Annotated in this window: 22 protein-coding genes; 11 read left to right on the top strand and 11 right to left on the bottom strand. The window is 69.9% G+C overall.

The window, feature by feature from the left end:
- Window positions 1-48: 48 nt before the first annotated feature.
- The 4 genes from BJY17_RS16415 to BJY17_RS16430 form a co-directional block, all read right to left on the bottom strand.
- Entirely contained in the window at window positions 49-414 is a 366-nt protein-coding gene (locus tag BJY17_RS16415) for a hypothetical protein (protein WP_179552311.1), read from the bottom strand.
- Between the two features lie 86 nt (window positions 415-500).
- Complete coding sequence (locus BJY17_RS16420; protein WP_179552312.1) at window positions 501-1,103, bottom strand: TetR/AcrR family transcriptional regulator; 603 nt, start codon at window positions 1,101-1,103, stop codon at window positions 501-503.
- A 30-nt stretch (window positions 1,104-1,133) separates the two neighbouring features.
- The gene (locus BJY17_RS16425; RefSeq protein WP_179552313.1) at window positions 1,134-1,922 is read right to left on the bottom strand and encodes a strictosidine synthase; all 789 of its coding nucleotides are present in this window, start codon (window positions 1,920-1,922) and stop codon (window positions 1,134-1,136) included.
- Between the two features lie 31 nt (window positions 1,923-1,953).
- Window positions 1,954-2,820: an alpha/beta fold hydrolase gene (locus BJY17_RS16430; protein WP_179552314.1), complete on the bottom strand. Its 867-nt coding sequence runs from the start codon at window positions 2,818-2,820 to the stop codon at window positions 1,954-1,956.
- 188 nt (window positions 2,821-3,008) lie between these two features.
- Between BJY17_RS16430 and BJY17_RS16435 the strand changes: the two genes are divergently transcribed.
- Entirely contained in the window at window positions 3,009-7,529 is a 4,521-nt protein-coding gene (locus BJY17_RS16435; RefSeq protein ID WP_179552315.1) for a beta strand repeat-containing protein, read from the top strand.
- 113 nt (window positions 7,530-7,642) lie between these two features.
- Entirely contained in the window at window positions 7,643-8,674 is a 1,032-nt protein-coding gene (locus tag BJY17_RS16440; protein WP_179552316.1) for a hypothetical protein, read from the top strand.
- A gap of 12 nt (window positions 8,675-8,686) precedes the next feature.
- On the opposite strand, the gene BJY17_RS16445 is transcribed toward BJY17_RS16440, so the two are convergent.
- Both BJY17_RS16445 and BJY17_RS16450 read right to left on the bottom strand, forming a co-directional pair.
- Window positions 8,687-9,235, bottom strand: coding sequence for a hypothetical protein (locus BJY17_RS16445; RefSeq protein WP_179552317.1), 549 nt, complete (start codon window positions 9,233-9,235; stop codon window positions 8,687-8,689).
- A 170-nt stretch (window positions 9,236-9,405) separates the two neighbouring features.
- The gene (locus tag BJY17_RS16450) at window positions 9,406-9,975 is read right to left on the bottom strand and encodes a hypothetical protein (RefSeq protein WP_179552318.1); all 570 of its coding nucleotides are present in this window, start codon (window positions 9,973-9,975) and stop codon (window positions 9,406-9,408) included.
- A gap of 167 nt (window positions 9,976-10,142) precedes the next feature.
- Here BJY17_RS16450 and BJY17_RS16455 point away from each other — a divergent pair, with 167 nt between their 5' ends.
- Entirely contained in the window at window positions 10,143-10,817 is a 675-nt protein-coding gene (locus tag BJY17_RS16455; RefSeq protein ID WP_239560225.1) for a hypothetical protein, read from the top strand.
- Window positions 10,818-10,821: 4 nt separating this feature from the next.
- Here the strand turns inward: BJY17_RS16455 and BJY17_RS16460 are convergent, their stop codons facing one another.
- The gene (locus BJY17_RS16460; protein ID WP_179552319.1) at window positions 10,822-11,217 is read right to left on the bottom strand and encodes a nuclear transport factor 2 family protein; all 396 of its coding nucleotides are present in this window, start codon (window positions 11,215-11,217) and stop codon (window positions 10,822-10,824) included.
- Between the two features lie 150 nt (window positions 11,218-11,367).
- Window positions 11,368-11,895: a DUF4190 domain-containing protein gene (locus BJY17_RS16465; protein ID WP_179552320.1), complete on the bottom strand. Its 528-nt coding sequence runs from the start codon at window positions 11,893-11,895 to the stop codon at window positions 11,368-11,370.
- A gap of 184 nt (window positions 11,896-12,079) precedes the next feature.
- Between BJY17_RS16465 and BJY17_RS16470 the strand changes: the two genes are divergently transcribed.
- The 3 genes from BJY17_RS16470 (at window position 12,080) to BJY17_RS16480 (ending at window position 14,793) form a co-directional block, all read left to right on the top strand.
- Window positions 12,080-13,441 (top strand): serine hydrolase domain-containing protein, encoded by a 1,362-nt coding sequence (locus tag BJY17_RS16470; protein ID WP_179552321.1) that lies wholly within the window; start codon window positions 12,080-12,082, stop codon window positions 13,439-13,441.
- Between the two features lie 85 nt (window positions 13,442-13,526).
- A complete protein-coding gene (locus tag BJY17_RS16475) occupies window positions 13,527-14,159 on the top strand; it encodes a VOC family protein (RefSeq protein ID WP_179552322.1) in 633 nt (210 codons plus the stop codon).
- Between the two features lie 49 nt (window positions 14,160-14,208).
- Window positions 14,209-14,793: a zeta toxin family protein gene (locus tag BJY17_RS16480; protein WP_179552323.1), complete on the top strand. Its 585-nt coding sequence runs from the start codon at window positions 14,209-14,211 to the stop codon at window positions 14,791-14,793.
- A 63-nt stretch (window positions 14,794-14,856) separates the two neighbouring features.
- On the opposite strand, the gene BJY17_RS16485 is transcribed toward BJY17_RS16480, so the two are convergent.
- Complete coding sequence (locus tag BJY17_RS16485; RefSeq protein WP_179552324.1) at window positions 14,857-15,483, bottom strand: TetR/AcrR family transcriptional regulator; 627 nt, start codon at window positions 15,481-15,483, stop codon at window positions 14,857-14,859.
- Window positions 15,484-15,536: 53 nt separating this feature from the next.
- On the opposite strand from BJY17_RS16485, the gene BJY17_RS16490 reads away from it, so the two are divergent.
- Window positions 15,537-16,937, top strand: coding sequence for an amidase (locus BJY17_RS16490; RefSeq protein ID WP_179552325.1), 1,401 nt, complete (start codon window positions 15,537-15,539; stop codon window positions 16,935-16,937).
- A 59-nt stretch (window positions 16,938-16,996) separates the two neighbouring features.
- Here the strand turns inward: BJY17_RS16490 and BJY17_RS16495 are convergent, their stop codons facing one another.
- Window positions 16,997-18,325 (bottom strand): 6-phospho-beta-glucosidase, encoded by a 1,329-nt coding sequence (locus BJY17_RS16495; protein ID WP_179552326.1) that lies wholly within the window; start codon window positions 18,323-18,325, stop codon window positions 16,997-16,999.
- Window positions 18,322-19,071, bottom strand: coding sequence for a DeoR/GlpR family DNA-binding transcription regulator (locus BJY17_RS16500; RefSeq protein ID WP_074261783.1), 750 nt, complete (start codon window positions 19,069-19,071; stop codon window positions 18,322-18,324). Before BJY17_RS16500 ends, BJY17_RS16495 begins: the two co-directional genes overlap by 4 nt.
- Before the next feature lie 117 nt (window positions 19,072-19,188).
- On the opposite strand from BJY17_RS16500, the gene BJY17_RS16505 reads away from it, so the two are divergent.
- From BJY17_RS16505 to BJY17_RS16520, 4 genes are read left to right on the top strand one after another with little or no spacing between them, the layout of a single operon-like run.
- A complete protein-coding gene (locus BJY17_RS16505; protein WP_179552327.1) occupies window positions 19,189-20,289 on the top strand; it encodes a carbohydrate kinase family protein in 1,101 nt (366 codons plus the stop codon).
- Window positions 20,286-21,641: an ABC transporter substrate-binding protein gene (locus tag BJY17_RS16510; RefSeq protein ID WP_179552328.1), complete on the top strand. Its 1,356-nt coding sequence runs from the start codon at window positions 20,286-20,288 to the stop codon at window positions 21,639-21,641. Before BJY17_RS16505 ends, BJY17_RS16510 begins: the two co-directional genes overlap by 4 nt.
- Window positions 21,634-22,539 carry a carbohydrate ABC transporter permease gene (locus BJY17_RS16515; protein WP_179552329.1) on the top strand — a complete coding sequence of 302 codons (906 nt, stop codon included), beginning with the start codon at window positions 21,634-21,636 and terminating at the stop codon, window positions 22,537-22,539. The genes BJY17_RS16510 and BJY17_RS16515 overlap by 8 nt, the downstream gene beginning before the upstream one ends.
- Window positions 22,536-23,354: a carbohydrate ABC transporter permease gene (locus tag BJY17_RS16520; protein ID WP_179552330.1), complete on the top strand. Its 819-nt coding sequence runs from the start codon at window positions 22,536-22,538 to the stop codon at window positions 23,352-23,354. Before BJY17_RS16515 ends, BJY17_RS16520 begins: the two co-directional genes overlap by 4 nt.
- The last annotated feature ends 110 nt before the right edge of the window (window positions 23,355-23,464 follow it).

Below are 23,464 nucleotides of genomic sequence, written 5' to 3' on the forward strand. Positions count from 1 at the left end.
AGGGTCGGGCGTTCGTCGTGCAGGAACAGGCGGTGATATCGCCCGGAGTCATCCCCGCAGCGTCGACGCCATCGACACGAGGAACGTCAGGAGATCGACGAGAGCCATCGCCCCGAGTGCGACTCCCGCCCCGGCACGAGCGCGTCCGGTCGGACGGCGAAGTGCGATGATGCCGGCGACGATCGCCACGATGGCGAGCACCCCGGCGAGCGATCTCGACACGATCAGGGTCATTGCGGCCCATCCGAGCAGGCTCCAGGCGTCGACGGAGTCCTGTGGGATCAGCGCGACCACGATCCACGCCAGGTTGGCCGCAACCGCACTGATCCCGGCCGTGAATGAGACGGCCGCGCTGGTCGAACGGGAATCCGTCGGAGTTTCGTCGCGGGGCGGTGCCGTGTCGGGAGTGACCATGGAGACATCCTGTCGACCGCGCATCACGGCCCGGAAGGGTGCGGCTGCCCCCAACTCGGGGGGCCTGCGCGGGCGCGAGCGGGCGATCAGCTCGGGAGCAGCACGCCGACCTGGTCGCGAATGTCCTGCACGAGTTCGTCGACGGTGCGGGTGATGTTCGCCGTCGCCGCCATGGTGACGAACATGATCGCCGAGACGACGCGCGCGAGGGTGGCGGCGTCGCGCTCGCCGAGGCGGTCGTCGCGACGCAGCACGGCGGCGACGGCCTCTTCGGTCTGCGCGGTCAGCGTGAGCGCGTCGCGGTGGTGCGGCTCTTCGGGGTCGCCGAAGACCAGCTCGCGCAGGTAGGTGCGCCCGTTGTCGATCTGGATGCGGTTGCAGTGCACGACCGGGCGCACGATCGCCATCACCGCCTCGAGCGCATCGGGCAGGCTCTCGGCGGCCGCCCGTCCCTCTTCGAGGGCGTCGGCGTAGCCGGAATTCTGCACGAGCAGGAGCAGCTCGCCCTTGGTCTTGGCGTAGAGGAAGAGGGTGCCGGCGCCGATATCGGCCTTCTCGGCGATCTGCTGCGTGGTGACGTCGTCGACGCCGTGCTCGGCGAAGAGTTCTCGCGCGGCGGCCGTGATGCGTTCGAGCTTGACCTGCTTGTTCCGCTCGCGCCGCCCGACCGGTGCCGTGACCGAGGCCATTCCGTCCTCCAGGATTCGATCTGACTGTGCTCAGTTCTGAGCATAATGCGGGAGGACTCGGCCCTCTCTCACGTATGTCAACGCCTCGGAGACGTTGTAGGCGTGCGCCGCCGATGCGAACATCGACAGCTCGTCTGACATGGTCGAGATCGCGTCGCCCTCGAAGAATGCCGCGCGCGCGGAGGCATCGGCGAAGCCGAGCACCAAGGAGGCGTGGAACCGCTGGTCGGCGGGATTGTCGTGGGCGACGTCGGGGGTGTTCCAGAGCTTCTCGTTCCAGGGCATGAAGACCTGGGTGCGCAGCTCGGTCACGGGTGCGGCCTTCGTGAGCGCAGGCACGAGGCTGTCGGTGAGGTACCTCCGGAACGCTCGAGTGCCGACGCCCTCGCGTCGCCTGACGTAGACGAGGGCACGTGACCCCGTGTCGCCGTTTCGCTCGTACCAGCGGGTGGAGTTCGGCGGGCCGGCGTACATCAGGGTGCGCCGGAACACGTTCACCTCGTCTTGGAACGCGAGCTTGGTCTGCGCACGGCCCTGCACTGGCGCGAGCGCGGAGGCGAAGGTGACCTCGGCGACCCCGTCGATCTTGCGATCTGCGGGAATGGTCGTCTCGACGCCGTGCGTGGCGGGCCAGAGACCGGGAATGGTGGCGTCGAGGTGGAGCTGCCGGTACTCGTCGAGCCCCGGGCTTGCCGAGATGATCTTCGAGTGCGGGCCCTTCCAGTGCTCCATGCCCTGCTGGCGGGGCTGATCGGTGCGCATCCACAGCAGGATCGATGACGCGAGCGCCTTCTTCGTGAACGGAATCGTGTTCGTCATGGTGTGCCTTCCTGAGTGATTCGAATGCCGGTCAGCGCGCGAGGAACCGGGCGGCCACGGGCGCGAAGCGGTCGTGGAACTGGAAGATGCCGCCGTGGCCGGAGTCGGGGTAGATGATCAGCTCCGACCCCGCGATGCGGCGGTGCAGGTCGTCGGAAAGCACCGAGGGCACCATGCGGTCGTGGTCGCCATTGGCGATCAGGGTGGGCTGGGTGAGCTTCGAGAGGTCTGCGGGCGCCGAGCGACCCCACTTCTTGATCGCCTTCAGCTGCGTCTGGAACGCCTTCGTCGTGATCGGGGCGTCGCGGTCGACGGTGCGCTCCTGGAGTCGGCTGACGAACGCCTTCGCGGCGGGCTTGCCGGTGGCGTTGCGGTTGAAGAAGAGGAACTCCTTCGGGTCGGAGCGGGTCAGGGTCGCGCGCAGGATGTCGAAGTAGGTGACGCCGGCGACCTTGTCGATGCCGGCGCCGCCGGCGGGGCCGGTGCCGGTGAGCACGAGCTTGCGCACGAGCTCGGGGTGCTCGACGACGAGGGCTTGGGCGACCATGCCGCCGAGCGAGAACGAGAAGATGTCGATCTGGTCGAAGCCGAGCGCGCGGACGAAGGTGTAGGCGTCAGCGGCCATCGCCTCGACCGAGTCGGGCACCTCGCCGGTGGAAGCGCCGACCCCGCGGTTGTCGAACGCGATGACGTGGCGGCCCTCGGCGATGGGGTCGATGATGCGCGGGTCCCAGTTGTCGAGGGTCGCGGCGAGGTGCACGAAGAAGACGACGGGCACGCCACCCTTCGGGCCGAGCTCGCGGTAGGCGTAGGTGACGCCGCCGGCGGTGATCGTGCGGGTGGGGGCCTTCGCGTAGGACGTGACCGGCCCGCTCGCGGTATCGGGGGTGGTGCTCATGAGGATTCTCCTTTTTCGTGAGTTGACTCAATTATGAGTCGACTCAGTAAAGTTGTCAAGCGAAGCCGCGCGCCACCCCCGTTCTCGGGTCTGGTGGAACGTGCGCGACGGGTCGAGTGTTGGCACAGCTCCGCATCGAACCCGACGAACGCGGATCGACGGCTTGGTGCCGCCTCGAGGAGGCCCCCGTGTCCAACGCGCTTCGTCTGCAATCCGTCGCTGCCCTCGCCCCGGATTCGCGCCGGTCGACTCGGCTCGCACTCGTGCTGTTCACGGTGCTGGCGATGATCGTCGTGCTCGCGACCCCGTCGGTCGCGTTCGCGGCCGACACCGAGACGCAGCTGCGCTATGCGTGCGCGCAGAAGTCGAACGGGCTGATGCGGGCGGCTTCGAGCCCCGGCGACTGCCGTCCGAAGCAGGAGACGCCGGTCACGATCTGGCCGGGCCCGACCTCGCTCTGCATCCAGCCCGACGGCTCGGTGCGCCGCTTCGCGTCGGCGAAGTCGTGCACGGGCGCGAAGCCGGCCGGCACGGTGCTCGTCGTGCCGACCACGACGGGCGAGCCCGTGTACTTCTGCGCGCCCGCCTCTGGCGTGCTGCGCCGGGTGAGCGCCGCGACCGCGTGCCTCAGCACCGAGCAGCGCTACGTGATCGGCAACCACGCCCCGAGCGCCCTCACGCTCTCGAACGATTCGCTGCCCGAGAACGAACCCGCGGGCACGATCGTCGGCACCCTCGGCCTCGTCGACGACGACCCCGCCGCGACGCCGGCGTTCTCGCTCGTCAGCGGCGCCGGCAGCGGCGACAACGCGGCGTTCACGATCACCGGATCGACGCTCAAGACCGCGGCGAGCTTCGACTTCGAGACGAAGGCGAGCTACTCGATCCGCGTGCGCGGCACCGACGGGTACGGCGGCAGCCTCGAGCAGGTGTTCACGATCAGCGTGCTCGACGTCGTCGAAGACGTGCCGCCGACCGCGGTCGCCGACACGGCGACCGTCGAGGAGGACGCCGCGCCGACGACCGTCGACGTGCTCGTCAACGACGACGACATCGACGGCGGGCCGATCTCGATCAGCCAGGTCAGTCAGCCCGTGAACGGCACCGTCGTGATCGCCGGCGACGAGGCATCCGTCACCTACGAACCCGACCCCGGGTTCTGCAACGACCCGCCCGGCACGACCATCGACGAGTTCACCTACACCCTCGCACCCGGTGGCTCGACGACGACGGTCGGCGTGACGGTCACGTGTGTCGACGACCTGCCGGTCGCCGCCGACGACGAAGCCACGGTCGACGAGGATGCCGCCGCCACGGCGATCGACGTGCTCGCGAACGACACCGACAGCGATGGCGGCGCGCGCTCCATCACGAGCGTCGTGCAGCCCGAGCACGGCACGGTCGTCATCACGGGCGGCGGCACAGGGCTCACGTACCAACCCCATGCCGAGTACTGCAACGCGCCACCCGGTGACGCGAACGACGTGTTCAGCTACACGCTGACCCCCGGCGACGCGAACGCGCAGGTCTCGGTGAAGGTGATCTGCATCGCCGATGCGCCCGTCGCCGACGACGAGACGTTCGACGGTCCCGACGCGGCCGTCGGCAACACGTTCCTCGTCATCGACGACCCGACCGACGGCGCAATCGACCTCTCCCGCCCGCACCTCCTCGTCGCGGGCAACCTGCTCGAGGGCGACACCGACGCCGACCCGGGCACCGAGCTCGCGATCGAGTCCGGTGTCACCGTGACCGAGCAGGGCGGCTTCGTCTACCTCGAGGCCGACGGGGACTTCGCCTATCTGCCACCAGTCGGCTGCACCGCCGCCACCGACGGGTTCGACTACACGGTCACCGACCGGGGCGCCGTGCAGGCGCTGACCGACACCGGGCATGTGACCATCGCCATCAGCGACTGCGTCTGGTACGTCGACAACGCCGCCGACGGCAACGACGGCAACGGGAGCAAGCCGTTCGACACGATCGCGCAGGCCGCGGCGGCGAGCAGCGCGGGCGACGACATCTTCGTGTTCGACGGCGACGGCACCTCGACCGGGTATTCGACCGCGATCGTGCTCGACGACGACCAGCAGCTCATCGGCGAGGCATCCGACCTCGTCGTCGGCGGCCGCACCCTGCACGTGGGTGACCCGGCGAAGCGACCAGTGATCACGGCGACGAGCGGAGCGAATGTCGTCAGCCTCGGCGTCGGCAACCGTGTCGCCGGGCTCGAGGTGCACCCGGTCACCGCGGGCGGCGGCATCGGCGTCTCCGGCCCTGGCGGCGACGCGACCATCGACGACGTGCGCATCGTCGACACGGTCGCCGGCGGCATCGGGCTCGCGTTGCAGGACGCGACAGGTACGAACACGATCGGCGACCTCGAGGTCGACGTCATCGGCCTCGGCGTCGTCGTCAACGACAGCGCGAAGATCGTGTTCGATCCGGCGGCCACCGTGAGCATCCGCACCTCCGGAACCGGGTGGGCGTTCCTCGCGCAGCGCAGCAACCTCGAGGGAAGCCAGATCGACCGGATCGTCGTCGACGATTCGTTCGACGGCGGCGTCAGGCTGCAGCAGACGACCGGCGCCATCACCTTCGGCGACCTCGACATCCGCACGCTGAACTCGACCCAGGCGGCGTTCTCGCTCAGCCTGACCGGGCCGGTGACCGTGCCGGCGAGCGCGACCGCGAAGATCGTCGCGACCAACGGCCCGGCGGTCCACGTCGGCGCGTCGTCGGGCTCGTCGCTCTCGTTCGACGAGGTGACCTCGACGAAGAGCAGCGTGTACGGCATCAACATCGACGAGATCGGCGCGGGCACGTTCTCGGCGGCAGCCGGCGAGCTCTCCGCGGGGCCCTTCGGATCCACCCCCTTCAGGGTGCGCGGCGGCAGCGGCGACATCTCGTACGGCGGCTCGATCACCGACGGACCCGCAACCACGAGTGTCGACATCCAGAGCCGCACCGGCGGCACCGTCACGCTCTCGGGGTCGATCACCGACGGCAGCGACGCGGGCGGCGGCGTCGTCGTCGCGAACAACACCGGCGGCGCGACCGTGTTCTCGGGAGAGTCGAAGCACCTCGAGACGGGCGCGAATCCGGGCGTCTCGTTCGGGTCGTCCAACGGGCACACCCTCTCGATCACCGGTGGCGGCCTCGACGTCACGACGACGAGCGGGGTGCCGCTCGCCGCCTCCCTCTCGGGCACCATCGTCGTCACCGGCGAGGGAAACACGCTCTCGAGCACGACCGGCACCGGACTCTCGATCGTGCTGACCGGAATCGGGGCCGACGACGTCACGTTCCGGCGAATCTCCTCGAACGGGGCGCCCTCGGGCATCGTGCTGCTCGGCACGGGCACGGCGGGCGGCCTGCACGTCACGGGCGACGGCAGCACGGTTCAGGGCGGGGATGCCTCGGGCGGCACGATCGCCGCCACCACAGGTGACGGCATCTCGCTGCTGAGCACGGCGGATGTCTCGCTCCGCAACATGCGCGTCGAGAACAGCGCCGGCAACGGCATCGGGGGCGTCGGCGTCATCGGGTTCTCGTTCCTCAGCGGCACGGTCACGGGGGCGGGTGACGCCGACGGCGAAGACGGCATCGCCTTCGACGGGTCGAATGCCAACCTCTCGGGTGCGGTCGACATCTCGAACAGCGTGCTCACCTCGAACGAGGCATCCGGCATCTCGATCACGAATGCGGGCGGCACCATCTCGTCGGCGACAATCACCGGCAACCGCATCTCGGATGCCGGCGACCTGCTCACACCGGGGGCGGCGCTGCTGCTACAGGCCACCGGCACCACCGGCGGCGCCGCGACGATCACGAAGGCGACGATCTCGTCGAACGTGATCACCGATTTCCGCTCCGGGCACGGAATCAGGCTCATCAGCGGCAACCAGGCGGGAGCCGCGAAGTCGACGCTCGGGATTCCCGGCAACCTCACGAACGTCGTCGCGGTGACCGGCAACCGCATGGACGGCGGCAGCGGCGGCATCGAGCAGCAGCCCGAAGCGTTCGTCGACATGCAGGTGCTCGGCGCTGCCGACGCCAACGTCGACGTGTCGACGAACGGCACGGATGCCGAGCCGATCCGCCACCTCGACTGCCAGGCGATCTCGGTGCTCACGGGCGGCGCGGCGAACGTCACGGCCAAGTTCGATGCCAACGTCATCGCCGCGGGCAGCCGGCCGGGATGTGCCGGAATCAACGCGAACGCGATCTCGCTCAACACGGTCGGTGCGACCCTCGCGGCACGCGTGACGAACAACAAGGTCAGCGCGACCGGCGGCCCCGGCATCTTCGTCGGAGCGTCAGGCGCGGGCATGACCACGGCGAGGGTGACGGGCAACAACGTGCTCGCGCCTATCGGCGATGGGTATGCGGGGTACGCGGGCATCATCGTCGCAGCGGGCTCGATCGCCGGCCCGGATTCCCCCGTCTGCGTGTCGATCACGGGCAACACGACCGCCGGCGGCACCGGTGTGTTCCAGGCGACGGGCATCCAACTCTCGAAACTCTCGACCGACCCGACGATCAACGACTTCGGCATCGAGGGGCTCCCGCAGGGCCAGACGGCGTCGCCCGCCGTCGAGAACTACATCAACGGGCTCAACACGAGCGCGTCGGGCAGCGTCGGTGTCGGTGGCACCGTGCTCTCGACGGCGACGAGCGGGTTCAGCTCGTGCACGACCGGCCTGTGAGCATCGGGGTACGGAAGCACCGAGGTGCCGGCACCCGCCGATCGGAGACGTGACGCGGGCGACCACCCCAGTACGCTGAGCCGAGCCGAATCGCCCTGACTCAGAGGACCTTGGTGCGCCCGAACGATCACCCCGAGCATGACCGCGCCGCGTACGTGCCGCGATTCGTCGACGTGGGCGGTGGGAGATCGAGGGTTGCGAGAGCGGCGCTCGACGTGGTGCGCAAGCTCATGCTGTGGTCCGGCCTCGTCACTCTGGCGGGCGCCGGGCTGCTGGTCATGCTGCTCGTCACGGAGCCCGAGGCAGGCGCTGAGCCCGCACCGTGGATCGGCCTCGTCGTCTGCGCCGTCGTCGTGATCGCCTGGATCGGGCTGGCCCCCGTGCTCACCGCCGCAGCCGACCGGTGGGACGGGCGCACGTACCTGCTCACCGCCAACTGGGAGTCCCGTCACACCTTCGTCGAACAGGCCGAGGAGCGCCGCCGCGCGGCATCCGTCGACGATGCCGGCCCGGCGATCCTCGCTCCGCGTACCACCTGGTGGCTGACCTGGGCCACGGGCGCGACCGGTGCGGCCCTCGGCCTCGCGGTCGTCACGTGGTTCGTGTCGTTCGTGATGCGCAAGCCGTGCCGCAGGTGCGAGGAGCTCTCCTACGACGAGCCGGGTGAGCGATTCATCGACTGGCTCAGCGCCACCTCGGGTGTCGTCATGGCGGTGCTCGCAGCGCTGCTCATCGCTCACCTCGTCGTGCTGCGCGTGCGCGAGATCGCCGCCGCGCGCTGGATCGCCGACGGGCAGCCGCGTCGCACGCGCGCCGAGCGCATCGAGCGGTTCCTCATCGGCAGCCGCGCGGCCGTGCTGTTCGCGCAGGGCCTCGTCGCAGCCGTCGCCCCCGCCGCCCTCGTGGTGGCGTTCGCCGACATCTGGTTCGACGTGTACTGGGCGGATGCCGCGATCGCCCTGCCGCTCGCGGCGGCGGCGTTCATCGTCGCGATGATCATCGCCGTCTCCGACGCCGACGCCGCCGTGCGCGAGAGCAATGCGCTCAGGGCCGCCCTGTCGCCGGGGGACCTGACGCCCAAGACCGTCGCCGCACGAGTGGCGGCGCAGCGCGTCGCGCGCAAGACGTCGAAGGTCGCCGCTTAGCGACCACGCGCATCAGTCCTGTTCGGGCTGTTCGGGCTGTTCGGGTCGTTCGGGCGGTTCAGGCTGTTCGGGCGGCACGAACAGCTGCCCGGTTCCCGGCATCACTGCGAACCAGCCGACACCGCTCCCGCCGGATGCGTCTCGTTCGGCGGCGAGCTTCGCAAGCTCGGCCCGCTCGACTCTTGCGGCATCGGCCCGTGCCGTGAACGCCGCGGCCGCGACGGTGTTCGTCGGCGGCTCCGGCGAGCTGTACCTCGCGGGTGCCGGGCTGAACACGTCGTATTCGACCTCGAACGCCGAGCCGAGCTCGTCGCCGAGCCGATGCGCCAGCTCTCGGCCGACCTGACGGGCTCGAGCGGGCAGATCGGGCGACCGCCATTGCTGCTCGTGGTCGAGCCCCTCGTCGTGGAATCGCCTCCACGCCTGCAGATCTGCGATCAGGGCTGAGCTGAGGCCGCTCTGCTCGTATCGAATCGGGTCGGGAAACCAGACCACCGATGAGGCGTAGTCGTAGTACAGCCGCACGACCTCGGTGTCGTACCGGTACTCCTGCGCCGCCATGACCCGATCCTACGAGTCCCGAAGGCAGGGGGCGTCAGCGCCGGCGCGGCGGTGCCGAAGTGCCGAAGTGCCGAAGTGCCGAAGTGCCGAAGTGCCGAAGTGCCGAAGTGCCGAAGTGTGGGCAGAGGACGACACGACTGCGCACGGTCTCGATGCGGGCGTCGGCGCGCTTACTCGACCGGAGTCGCGGCGAGGTCTCGCGACCGTGCGTCGGCGTCGGCACCAGTCGGAGCGAGGGCGAGCGAGCGGATGCGCCATCCGTACCAGGCGACGGCGAGCGTCGTGATCGCGTAGATCGTGACAGCCTGCAACGCATAGGCCGGGTAGTCGATGAGCCAGCGCGACGCTGACGCGTCAGTGCCGAACGCCGGGTTGTCGCTCACCGACGGCACCGCGGCACCGACCCAGTACCCGACGACCTGTGCTGCCGCATAGATGAGCACCGCCACGCCGAGCGTCAGCCAGGCCTGACCGGTGCGTGAGCGCCACACGGCTCGTGTCTTCCGAACCGCTGACCGAGGCGTCCATCGTTCCGCGACGGGGGCGGCGATCGCGCTCATCACGGGGGCGGCGACGAACGCCGCCACGAGGAGGGCGAGCAGTGCGAACGTGCCGATCATGAGCAGTTGCTCACTGCCCGCCCGGCTGCGCATGAGCTCGGGAACGAGCAGCAACGCGAGGAGCGGAAGGCACGCGACGATGGAGACGAGCCAGGTTCGGAGGAAGACGGCGAGCGGCATGTCTCGAATCTAGGCAGCCCGGACGTCACGGGGAATCGGGAAAACCCCCGAACGCGTCGAGACAGAGCGGGATGCCCATGACCTGACCCGGCGGGTCGATGGCGCGGAGGTCGACGGCTGTGCCATGGTGAGCAGCAATCCGTGTCGGGTGGGGCGAAGGGGGCACCATGAGCGAGGCGTCGATCGAGCCGGCCCAGGCCCCGCCCCCGGCGTCGACGGAGCGCGCACCCGTCTCGCGGTGGCGCCATCGGCCGTTCATCGAGATCGTCGCCGTGGCGATGCTGTCGGTGACCGCCATCCTCACCGCCTGGTGCGGCTTCCAATCCGCCAAGTGGAGCGGCGAGCGGGCGATCGCGTTCGCCGAGGCATCCGCTGCCCGTGTGGAGGCGAGCGATGCCGACGGCCAGGCACGCGAGGCCCGGGTCGTCGACCTGATCATCTACGCGGAATGGGTGACCGCCAACGCGCAGGGCGACACGGCGCTCGCCGATCAGATCGAGGCGCGCTTCACGCCGCACTTCACGATCGCCTTCGACGCCTGGCAGGCGGGCGGCGAGGTCGAGCCAGGGCCGTTCGCGATGGCCGAGTACGTGCCGCCCGGCACCGAGGAGAGCGCGGAGCTCACGGCCGTCGCCGATGAACGATTCGCCCAAGCGCTCGAGGATACCGAGCGCGGCGACAACTACTCGCTGCTGACCGTGCTGTTCGCCCTCGTGCTCTTCCTGACGGCGATGGCGCAGCGCGACGTGCACCATGTGGCGGCGTGGATGATGCTGGGGCTGGCGGGGATCATCGCGGTGAGCGGGTTCGTCGTGCTGCTCACCTTCCCGATGCGCTTCTGAGCGGCTACCCGAGCTTGTCGGCGTGCCGGTGCACCACGCGCCATCCGCCCGGCTCGCGGCGGTAGACCTGGGTGGCGCGCAGGGTGAAGGTGCGCGGCTCGCCGTCGATCGAGGCAGAGGCGCGCTCGTACCCGACCGTGTACGCCGCTTCGCCGAGCACGTCGAAGGCGATCAGGTCGAACGCGTAGTCGGTGCAGTGCGAGAAGCTCGTCGACAGCTCCTCGAACGCCTCGACCAGCTCGGCGCGATTCGAGGCGTTGCGCCAGGCGCCGAGCACGCTGACCGGCTCATCCGCCGACCAGATCGCGCGGCGCGGACCGTCGTCGCCGTCGAACATGGCGCGTTCGGCCCGCACGAACTCGCTCTGGAGCCAGATCAGGAAATCCTCGCGATCGCTCATGATCTCAGGATCCTCCGGTCGGCCGCCGTGCACAATCATCGAGCTGCCTCGAGGTCGTGCACGAGAAGTTCGCACGGGCGAACCCGTGAGAACGACGAAGCGCCGCCGGGCTCGGCCCGGCGGCGCTTCATGCGGTGGTGCGGGTGGCGATCACTCGCAGGTGTAGGTGACCCCGTCGAGCTCCCAGACGCCCGGGCCGAGCTCGCTGCACATGTCGACGACGCCGCCGACGAGCGACGCGCTGACCGCGATGATGACGATCGTGGCGATGATGCCGAGCACGGTCAGGATCGCGCCGACGATGATGCCTGCCGTGGCGGGGGTGTTCTTCACGCCGGCCTTCTTCGACTGCGACTTCGCGATGATGCTCACGATGAGGCCGACGAGGGGCAGCACGATCGCCAGCACGAGGCCGGCGATGCCGAGGCCCTTGCCGGGAACCGGCGCGGCCGCGGGTGCGCCGTATGCGGCGGCCGGAGCCGGCGCGGCAGCAGGAGCCGGCGTGTAGGCCGGGGCGGCCGGGGCTGCCGGAGCGGCGGGCGCCTCGGCTGCAGCAGGCGCTGCGGGAGCAGCAGGAGCTTCGGGTGCAGCGGGCGCTGCGGGCGGCGCTGCGATGTGGTCGGGCGCTGCGGGCGGCGTCGGAACGGTGGGTTCCTGCGGCTGGTTCGGGTCGGTCATGATGCTCCTCTGTCGTGGTGCTACTCGGGTCGTGGTGCTGTGTGGTGCGCAATCGCTCCCGGACGATGATGCCAGTCGCAGCGTCATTATGGAGGAGACTCGCGTCGGAAGGGTGAATCGGCCGTTCAACTGTGGAAACCGAACAGGATTCGGCGGCGTACTTCGCGCTTGCTAGCATCCGCTCGTGCACATCCTCCGCCGGGTGATCGTCATCGTCGCCGTCACCGCCCTCGTTCTCATCGCCGCGTTCACCGGGGTCTACCTCTGGCAGCAGCCGATCCTCCTGACCGGCACCGGCTACGCCGCCCACAACGCGTGCGCCGGCGCCTTGGTCGCCGGTCGCGACGACCCCGCCACCGACCTGCCGCCGAACCCGCTCGTGCCCTACCTGCAGGTCGACCTCGACGCGGACGCCGGCACGGCAACGGCTTCGATCCTGGGCGCCATCGCGTACCAGAACGCCTGGTACGCCGAGGGCTTCGGCTGCACGCTGGCCGACCAGCGGCCCGAGCTCGGCGAGGCCACTGCGATCGACGCGCAGGGCAACCCGTTCACCGACGTCGCAGCGGCCACCGCACCGACGCCCGAGGCGGGTGCCGCGCTCGAGCAGGCGATGGGCCGTGCGTTCGGCGACGAGCTCGCGGCATCCGACACTGAGGCGCTCGGCACCCGCGCAGTCGTCGTCGTGAAAGACGGCGAGCTCGTCGCCGAACGCTACGCCGACGGCTTCGACGCCGAGACCCCGCAGCTCGGCTGGTCGATGTCGAAGAGCGTCACCGAGCTCATGACGGGAATGCTCGTCGAGCAGGGCGTCGTCTCGCTGGGCGACGACCACCTTCGGCCCGAGTGGACCGACGAACGCGCTGCCATCACCGTCGAAGACCTGCTGCGCATGCAGAGCGGCCTCGAGTGGGACGAGACCTACGACCTCGGCACGCCGATCACCCGCATGCTCTACCTCGAGCCCGACATGGGCGCCTACGTCGCGAGCCTGCCCCTCGAGCACGAGCCCGGCTCGGTGCAGGAGTACTCGAGCGGCAGCACGACCCTGCTGTGCTCGGTGCTGACCGAGCGCACCGGCCTCGGCGCCGACCTGCCGCGGCAGACGATCCTCGGTGCGCTCGGCCTGTCGACGGCGACCTTCGAACCGGATGCCGCGGGCACGCCCGTGTGCTCGTCGTACCTCTGGGCGGCACCTCGCGACTGGGCCGCACTCGGCCAGTTCGCCCTGCAGGAGGGCGAGTGGAACGGCGAGCAACTGCTGCCCGAAGGCTGGATGACGCAGACCCTCACGAACGTCGAGCACGACCAGACCGACGACGCCGGGTACGCGATGGGCTTCCGCACCAACATGCTGCCCGACGGCAGCCTGCGCTGGCCCGAGCTGCCCGCCGACACCTTTTACATGAGCGGTCACGACGGGCAGAAGGTCGTCATGGTGCCGTCGGAGGAGCTCGTCGTGGTGCGCATGGGCTTCACCCCGGCCGCCGACGACGAGCCCTCGGAACGGCAGTTGGTCGCCGACGCGATCGCCGCGCTCGGCTGACGCGCGCTCCGCTGACGCGCGCTCGGACTCGAAGCGAGCAGTATCGAAGAAGTGCCCGGCGATCAGGGTGAATATCGTCGCTGGTATGAACATCGACACCACCAAGCTCACCTCCATCGCCTCGATCACGCTCGACGTGGCAGACCCCGACGCGGCCGCGCGCTTCTACGCCGACGCCTTCGGGCTCGGGCCGCAGGTTCGCACCAGGGCGGCGGATGCCCCGTCGACCGGGTTCCGCGGATTCACCATGTCGGTCATCGTGTCGCAGCCGGCCGACGTCACCTCCCTCTTCGACTCGGCCGTCGCGGCCGGGGCCACGGTGCTGAAGCCCGCCGAGAAGTCGCTGTGGGGCTTCGGCGGCGTCGTGCAGGCGCCCGACGGCGCGATCTGGCAGGTCGCCACCGCGTCGAAGAAGGACACGGGGCCGGCGACCCGCACGATCGACAACCTCGTGCTGCTCATCGGCGCCGAAGACGTGGGCGCGAGCAAGCGCTTCTACCTCGACCGCGGACTCGCCGTCGCGAAGAGCTTCGGCAGCTACGTCGACTTCGCCACCCCGGGCAGCCCGATCGGACTCGGCCTCTACAAGCGCCGCGCGCTCGCCAAGACCGTGGGCGTCGCCGCCGACGGCTCGGGGTCGCACCGCCTCCGCGTCAACGGCGACGCCGGGGCGTTCGCCGACCCCGACGGCTTCGAGTGGGCGAGCGCCGGGGAGTAAGGCCGCTGAGGAGGGCGAGCCGCGGCATCCGTTCGATAGCCTGACCGACATGACTGCGCAGGCCGAACGAACCGACGATGCCCGGCCGACCGCGATCCTGATCGTCGGCGCCCCGGCGTCGGGAAAGTCGACCGTGGGTCGACTGCTCGCCGAACGACTCCGCCCCGGTGCGTTCATCGAGGGCGACGCGCTCTGGCTGATGGTCGTGGGAGGCCGCGAAGACATGAGCGATCCGCCCAGCGACGCCGCGCTCGCGCAGCTCGAACTGCGCTACCGGCACGGCGCGATGCTCAGCCGTTCGTTCGTCGATGCGGGCATCAGCGCCGTGCACGTCGACAACATCTTCGGCGACGGAGTCGGCGCGCAGCTCGACCGCATGGGCGGCGGTCGGCGGGCGCTCATCGTGCTGCGGCCGAGCGTCGAGGCGATCGTGCACCGCGACACCGAGCGGGGCAGCGGCGCCTACGACGGATGGGTGGGCGACGGCACGGTCGCCGACGCCGTACGAACCTTCGACGGATGGGTCGGCGAGACGCCGCCCGTCGGCCTCTGGGTGGACTCCAGCGCGCAGAGCCCTGAGCAGACCGTGGACTGGATCATGGATCGGTGGGACGAGGCGCTCGTCGGCGAGTGACGGTCACGGGGTCGGCCTCGGGCCGGCCCGGGGCTCCTCGACCGGTGAGATGTCCGCGGACGCCTATTCGCCCGGCGTGATGCCGCGCACGAGCGTCGCGTCGAGGCCGGCGAGCAGCGCGTCGAGGCCCTGGTCGAACATGCCGAGGTCGCGGAGGCCCGTGATGCCGTCGGTCACAGAGGACTGCTCGTCTGCGTCACTGCGAGCTCGGCTGCGCGCCCACACGACGAGGAACCCCGAGGCGTAGGCGTCGGCGATGCCGAGGATCTGCTGCGCCTGCTCGGTGGTGAGGCCGGCGGCCTCGAGACCCGCCACGAACCGGGCCAGGTGCGGTGCGACCGGCGAGGTGTCGTACGGCGCCAGCGCGAGCAGTTCGAACGAGTTCGGCAACTGCACGGCCAGGTCGCGGTAGGCCGAGAGGGTCTGGAACACGATCTGCTGCCAGCCCTCGCCGCGCGGCTCGCGCAGGTCGAGGCGTTCGATCAGCTCGTCGACGATCGCGTCGATCAGGTCGTCGCGATTGCGCACGTGCGTGTAGAGGCTCATCGGAGCGCAGTCGAGTTCGGCGGCGAGTCGCCGCATCGTCAACGCGCCGAGCCCGTCGCGTTCGATCAGCGTGATCGCGGCCGAGCTGAGGTCGCGTCGGGTCAGATTCTGTCGAATCTCCTCAACCTCTTGACGTGGAGCCATGCGTGCAACAGTATCGTCCGTACATTGTACGGACGCACGAAAGGCACCACTCCATGGATCTGTATCGGCTCACCGCCACCGAGGCATCCGAGCTGTTCCGAAAGCGGGAGCTCTCCCCGGTCGAGCTGCTCGAATCGGTGATCGCCCGCACCGAGGCGACCGAGCCCGCGATCAACGCCGTGACCGAGCAGTGGCTCGACGAGGCGCGGGCCGCCGCGCTCGTCTCCGAGGCGCGTTTCGCGGGCGGCGAGCAGGTGCGTGCGCTCGAGGGCATCCCGCTGATGCTGAAAGACGAGCAGTCCGTCGCCGGGCGCCTCCTCGAAGACGGCTGCCTGCTCGAACAGGGCAACATCGCCGACGTCACGCACCCGATCGTGGACCGCATCCAAGACGCCGGCGCCGTCATCCACGGCCGCACGAAGACCCCCGAGTACTGCTGCTCGCCCGTGACCCACTCGAAGCTGTGGGGCATCACCCGCAACCCGTGGAACCCCGACTACACGCCTGGCGGTTCGTCGGGCGGCTCGGGCGCGGTGCTCGCCGCCGGCTCGACGATGCTCGCCACCGGCTCCGACATCGGCGGGTCCATCCGCATTCCCGCGTCGTTCTGCGGCGTCGTCGGATACAAGCCGCCGTTCGGCCGCGTGCCGGGCATGGCGCCGTTCAACTCCGACACGTACTGCGCCGACGGCCCGATGGGGCGCAGCGTCGCCGACGTCGCCATGCTGCAGAACGTACTCTCGGGCCCGTGGGTCGGCGACGCGGCATCACTGCGCGAGGTGGCGGCGGTCTCGGGCGCGGTCGGCTCGCTCCGCGGCGTCCGCATCGCCCTGTGCATCAACCTCGGCGGCTACGACGTCGACCCCGCGGTCGAGGCCAACACCCGCGCCGTCGCCGCGGCGCTGACCTTCGCCGGCGCCACCGTCGACGAGGTCGTGCTGCCGTGGACTCCCGAGCAGGTGCAGCAGACGGCGTGGCCGCACTTCGGCGCCGTCATGGGGCCGTTCATCGAGAGCATCGTCGAGGGCGACCCCGACCGCGCCGCGCAGCTCATGCCGTACACGCGCGCCTTCGCGGCGAAGGCCGCCGCGGGCGGCGACTACGTCGAGGGACTCGTCGCGGAGTCGGCCTTCTACCTGCCGTTCGCCGAGATCATGACCGAGTACGACGTGATGATCTGCCCGACGGTCGCGAGCACGGGCCTCGCCGCCGACGAGCCCGCGACCGACAGCGACACGGTCTTCTCGCAGCTCATGACCCTGCCGTTCAACGTCATCGGCCGGGTGCCGGTGCTCGCCGTGCCGTCGGGCATCGCCCCGAACGGCGTGCCGACGGGTGTGCAGATCGTCGGCCGAACATACGACGACGCCAGCGTCTTCCGCGTGGGCGCCGCGCTCGAGCAGGAGCTCGCGCTCTGGACCGACCCGGCCTGGTGGCCGGCGCTGCAGGGCTAGGGGAGCCGAGGCATCCGCTCGCCGACGGTGCCGGCGTCGAACCCGACGCCGGCACCGTCTCAGCGCAGCAGCGCGCCGATCTCGGGGAAGTTCTCGCGGTACCGGTCGAGCAGCGAGCGCGCGACGCCGACCGAATCGACGAGCGGATGCGCCGCGAACGCGCGCCAGGCCTGCTCGCGCGACTCCTCATGCACGGCGCTGATGATGAGCCGCTCGGCCGACTTCACCTGCGTGATCAGGCCGAGCATCTCGCCCGAGACCGGGGCGATCGGCCAGGGGTGCACCCCGTCGCCGTCGACGACGCAGCCCACCTCGACGACCGCGTCTGCGGGCAACTGCGGTACGAGCGAGTTGTTGCGCACGTTCAGGATCATCGTCGACGACCGGCCGGTGGCGAGGGCGGCCATGAGATCGAGTGCGACCTCGTGGTAGCCGCCGCCGTCGACATCCGACTCGAGGCGTTCCTCGTCGTCGGGCCGGCTCTCGGCCATGTAGCTCGACTCGCGCTCGTGGCGAGCGCGCATCCACGTCGCGAGCGGGTCGTCGCCGGGGGCGGCGTAGAACGCCGACTGCTGGCGGTCGAGGAACTCGCCGCGGGTCGACGGCGCCGAGCGGATGCGTTCGGTCGCCTCACGCGTGAAGTAATAGTAGTAGAGGTACTCGTTCGGCAGGGCGCCGAGCGCCCGCACCCAGTCGAAGCCCATCAGGCGGGCCTCTTCGATGCTCTCGAGCGACTCATCGGAATCGAGCAGCTTCGGCAGCAGGTCTTCGCCGCCGGCGGTCATCGAGCGGAGCCACCCGAGGTGGTTCAGGCCCACGTAGTCGAAGTCGACGCGGTCGGCGGTGCCGCTCACGGCGGTGGCCGCGCGACGGATGAGTCCGATGGGGGTGTCGCAGATGCCGACGACGCGGTCGCCCAGCACGCGCTGCATCGCCTCGGTGACGATGCCGGCGGGGTTCGTGAAGTTGATCACCCAGGCGTCGGGCGCGACATCGCGGATCGTCTCGGCGAGCCGGGTCATGAACGGCACCGTGCGGAGCGCGTAGGCGAGGCCGCCGGGGCCGACCGTCTCCTGGCCGAGCACGCCGAGGTCGAGCGCCGTCTTCTCATCGAGGATGCGGCCGCGGGTGCCGCCGATGCGCACGGCGCTGAAGACGAAATCGGCGCCGCGGAGCGCCTCTTCGAGGTCGGTCGTCAAGGTGATGGTCGGCACGTGGCGCTTCTCGCGAGCGAGGCTCGTGAGGATCGCACCGATCGTCTGCAGCCGGGACTCGGAGACGTCGTAGAGGCTCAGCTCGTCGATGCGCACCGGTGCGTGGTCGGCCGAGACGGCCTCGAAGACCTGTGGGACGCGGAAGCCGCCGCCCCCGATGATGGCGAGCTTCATGCGACCATCACCTCGACACCGGCCTCGCGCAGCACCTCGAGCGTCGAGGCATCCGCGTCGTCGTTCGTCACGATCGCCGAGATGTGCTCGGGGCCGCAGACGCTGAGCACGCCGACGCCCGGGAACTTCGAGGCGTCGGCCAGCACGACGGTGCGCTGCGAGGACTCGATCATCGCGAGCTTGATCGGCACCTCCATGCCCGTCGTGTCGGAGATGGTGCCGTTGGCCCGGATGCCGCTGGTGCCGAGGAAGCAGGTGGTGGCCCGGATCTGCGCGAGCGCCTGCTCGGTGAGGGTGCCGATCATGGAGTTGTAGTTCTTGCGCACGGCGCCGCCGAGCACGATGAGCTCGACCACGTCGTCGTCGCGCAACTCGTCGATGACGGCGAGGCTCGCGGTGATGACCGTGATGCGCCGGCCCCGCAGCTGGCGGGCGAGGAGCGCCGTCGTCGTGCCGATGTCGATGATGACGACGTCGCCCTCGGCCACGAGCTCGGCGGCCTTCTCGGCGATGCGCGACTTCTCGGGATGGTGCTGGCGTTCGACATCGGTGAACGGGATCTGGTCGGGCTCGATGCTGCCGCCGCCGCGCACGCGTCGGAGCAGGCCCTCGGCACTGAGGGTGTTGAGATCACGGCGGATGGTCGAGAGCGAGACGCCGAACTGCTCGGCGAGCTCTTCGACGGTGACTTCGCCGTCAGTGCGCAGGGAGTTCAGGATGTGCGCCTGTCGCGTTGCTGTGAGCATGTGGAAGAGCGTAGCAGTCAACTTCGCGCACGAATTGACGCAAGAGCGTTCATTCGAGAGTATGTTCAGTCAAAGGTCATCGACGATCGTTGACGCGATCGCACCCGAGGAGGATCCGTGACGGAACGCGCTGCCGACGATGTCGTCGATGTGCTGCTGGCCGGGCCGGTCTTCTTCGATCTCATCTTCACCGAGCTGAACGCGGCACCGCGACCGGGCACGGAAGTGCATGCCGGCGCGCTGGCCAGCAGCCCGGGCGGAGTCGCCAACCTCGCGGTCGCCACCGCCCGCCTCGGCCTCGGCACCGCGCTCGCCACGACCGTCGGCGACGACGTCTACGGGCGCTGGTGCTGGGAGTTCCTCGCCGACCACGAGGGCATCGACCTCAGCTCCTCGCAGCTGGTTCCGAACTGGCCGACGCCCGTCACCGTCTCGATCGCGTCGGGCGGCGACCGCAGCATGATCACGCGCGAGGAGGCGTCGCCCCTTCCTGCCGGCGCACTGGTCGGCGACCGGCTCGCGGCCCGCGCGACCTTCGCCGACCTGGGCGCGATGTCACGCGGTGCGCGCGCCGATGACGCCTGGTGGCAGCCGGCGGCCCACGCGGGCACCAAGATCTTCGCCGACATCGGGTGGGACTCCTCCGAGCGCTGGGACACCGCAGACCTGCAGCCGCTCGCCGACTGCTTCGCGTTCACGCCGAACGAGTCGGAGGCCATGGCCTACACCCGCACGCAGTCGGCCGTCGCCGCCGCGCGCGCCCTCGCCGGCCGAGTGCCGCTCGTGGTCGTGACGCGCGGCGACGAGGGCGCCGTCGCGATCGATTCGGCGCGCGGCGAAGAGGTGATCGTGCCGGCCGTGCCCGCCAAGGGGCGCGACGCGACCGGGGCCGGCGACGTGTTCGGCGCATCGCTCGTGCTCGGCACGTTGCGCGACTGGCCGCTCGAGCAGAGCCTCTCGTTCGCCGCACTGTGCGCCGCCCTCGCCGTGGAGCACCCCGGCGGTGCGCTCGCGGCGCCCGGGTGGGGCGACCTCGCCGACTGGTGGGACCGCACGCGCAGTGACGGCGATCGCGAGCTCGTCGCGCGGTTCTCGTTCCTCGCCGACGTGCTGCCCGAGACCCCCGGCCGCCGCCGGTCCGAATCCACGTTCCCCTTCGCCGACTACCGAGCCACAGCAGCCCGGCGATCGTTCCCCGACAAGAGAGGTACATCATGAAGCGAAACATCCGACTCAGCACTGTCGCCCTGGGAGGTGCCGCGCTCGTGTTCGCCCTCGCCGGCTGCGCCCCGGGAACCGGAAGCACGGGCGGCAACGAGACCACCGGTGAGATCAGCACCGACATCTCGGGCGTCGGCGACGTCACCCTCACCGTGTGGGACCAGGAGGTGCGCGGCGGCCAGAACGAGCAGATGGAGCAGCTCAACGCCGCGTTCATGGAGAAGTACCCGAACGTGACGATCGACCGCAACTCGCAGTCGTTCGACGACCTCGCGACGACGCTTCGCCTCGCACTCACCGATGCCGACGCACCCGATGTCGTGCAGGCCAACAACGGCCGCAACACGATGGGCCAGTTCGTCGCGGCCGACCAGCTGCGCCCGCTCGACGACTACGCCGAGGCCTACGGCTGGGGCGACCGCTTCTCGGAGTCGGTGCTGCAGTACTCGACCTACAGCGACGACGCCAAGGTCTTCGGCGACGGCAGCCTCTACGGCCTCCCGCAGGTCGGCGAGGTCGTCGGCATCTTCTACTCCAAGAGCAAGCTCGCCGATCTCGGTCTCGAGGTGCCCGCCGACTGGACCGAGTTCGACGCCGCGCTGAAGGCGGCCAAGGCGGCAGGGGAGACCCCGATGCAGCTCGGCAACATCGAGAAGTGGCCGGCGCTGCACGTGTTCGGCCCGCTGCAGGGCGACTACGTCGACGCCGAGGTGATCACCGACCTCGGACTCGGCAACGCCGGTCAGAGCTGGACCACGCCCGAGAACGTCGAGGCCGCGGCGACCCTGCAGGGCTGGGTCGACGCCGGATACTTCAACGACGGCGTGAACGGCACCGACTACGACGCCGCATGGCAGGCCCTCGCGGGCGGCGACGGCGTGTTCCTCATCGGCGGCTCCTGGCTCGCCGCCGACCTCGGCGACGCGATGGGCGACGACGTCGGGTTCTTCATCCCGAACACGAGCGCCGGAACGCCGGCGACCACCGGCGGCACCGGCCTGCCCTTCACGATCACCTCGGCGGCCGACAACACCGACGTCGCCGCGGCCTACCTCGACTTCATCACGAGCGACGAGGCGATGGAGGTGCTCGCCGAGACGGGCAACCTGCCGGTGAACCGCACCGCTGAGCTCGCTCCCGACTCGGGCGTGCAGGCCGACGTGTTCACGGTGTTCGGCGACGTCACCGGCGACGGCAGCCTCCTGCCGTACCTCGACTACGCGACGCCGACGTTCGGCGACACCATGGGTCAGGCACTGCAGGACCTGCTGGCCGGACAGGCGACTCCCGAGCAGTTCACGGAGGCCCTGGAAGCCGACTACTCGGAGTTCGTCGCAAGCAATGAGTGACGGCACCACCACGGTCGGGCGGAGCGCCACTCGGCGCCCCGCCCGATCGGGCTGGGTCGCGTGGGCGTACCTCGCACCCGCCCTGCTCATCTACGGCGCGTTCCTGCTCTTCCCGCTCGGCAGGGCGGCTCAGTACTCCCTCTTCGAGTGGGACGGGCTGGGGGAGTCGACGTTCGTCGGCCTCGACAACTACGTCGAGATCCTCTACGACGAGCGCCTGCGCGAGGCGTTCTGGCACGCCCTCGTGCTCGTGTTCTTCTATGCGGTGCTGCCCCTCGCCATCGGCCTCGTGCTCGCCGCGCTGCTCACGCGCTCGCAGGTGCGGGGACTCGGCTTCTTCCGCAGCGTCATCTTCCTGCCCCAGGTGATCGCCATGGTCGTCGTCGCCGTGACCTGGCGGCAGATCTACGCCCCCGACGGCCCCCTCAACGGATTCCTCCGGCTCATCGGCCTCGACTCGCTGACGCGGCCGTGGCTCGGCGACTACACCTTCACCCTGCCCGCCGTCGGGCTCATCGGCACCTGGGTGTGCACCGGCCTCGTCACCGTGCTGCTCATGGCCGGCATGAGCCGGGTGCCGCGCGAGCTGTACGAGGCGGCGCGGCTCGACGGTTCCGGTCCGGTGCGCGAATTCTTCGCGATCACCCTGCCGACCGTTCGCGGCGAGATCACCGTCGCGCTCACGCTCACGATCGTGGCCGCGCTGAAGACCTTCGACCTCGTCTACGTCACGACGAGCGGCGGCCCCGGCACGTCGACCACCGTGCCGAGCTACGAGATCTACCGCCGCGCATTCCAACTCGGGGATGTCGGCGTCGCCACCGCCGTCGGCATCGTGCTGACCATCATCGTCTTCGCCATCAACGGCGTCGTCAACATGATCGGAGACAGGAAATGAAGGTCTCCCCGATCGAACGGGGCGCGAACTACCTCGTGCTCGTCGGCTTCGCGCTCGTGGTGCTCGGCCCCATCGGCGTCATCGTCACCATGGCGTTCGGGCCGAAGGATGCCTCGGCCGCCCGGGAGGGCGGCGCGTTCCACCCCGAGAACTTCCCCGAGGCATGGGAGATCGGCCGATTCGGCCAGTACATGCTCACGTCGGTGGTCGTCGCGACGATCGTCGTCGTCGTGTCGGTGCTCGCCTCGATCCTCGCCGGCTACGCGCTCGGCACGATGCGATTCCGCGGTGCGACGCTCGTCTTCTACATCTTCCTGCTCGGCATCATGGTGCCGACCGAGGCGTTCATCGTGCCGCTCTACTTCGACCTGCGCGTGCTGGGGCTCACCAACACGGTCTGGGGGGTCGCGCTGCCGCAGATCGCGATGTCGATCGCCTTCGGCACGTACTGGATGCGCACGTACTTCCGCACCTCGAGCCTGGCGCTGATCGAGGCCGCCCGCCTCGACGGCGCCAGCTCCATGCGCATCCTCTGGCAGGTGCTGGTGCCGATCGGCCGGCCCGCGATCCTGACCCTCGTGCTGCTCGTCTTCATGTGGACCTGGAACGAGTTCCTCATCCCGCTCGTGATGTCGCCCAACGGCGCGGTACGCACCGCGCCACTCGGGCTCGCGTTCTTCCAGGGGCAGTACACGCAGGGCACGGCCCTGCTCGCGGCGGGCGCGGTCATGGTCGCCCTGCCGGTCGTGCTGCTCTACGTGTTCCTGCAGCGGCACTTCATCAAGGGCATGATCGAGGGCGCAGTGCGCGAGTGATCGACGAGCGCGCAATTGCGCGCACGTGATTTGCGCGAATCTGAGTGAAGATGCTTGCAACGTGACCGAACCTGCCCTAGCTTGAGGGGGATCGGGGCGGCAGTCCGTCG

Source organism: Agromyces hippuratus, from assembly GCF_013410355.1.
Taxonomy (GTDB): domain Bacteria; phylum Actinomycetota; class Actinomycetes; order Actinomycetales; family Microbacteriaceae; genus Agromyces; species Agromyces hippuratus.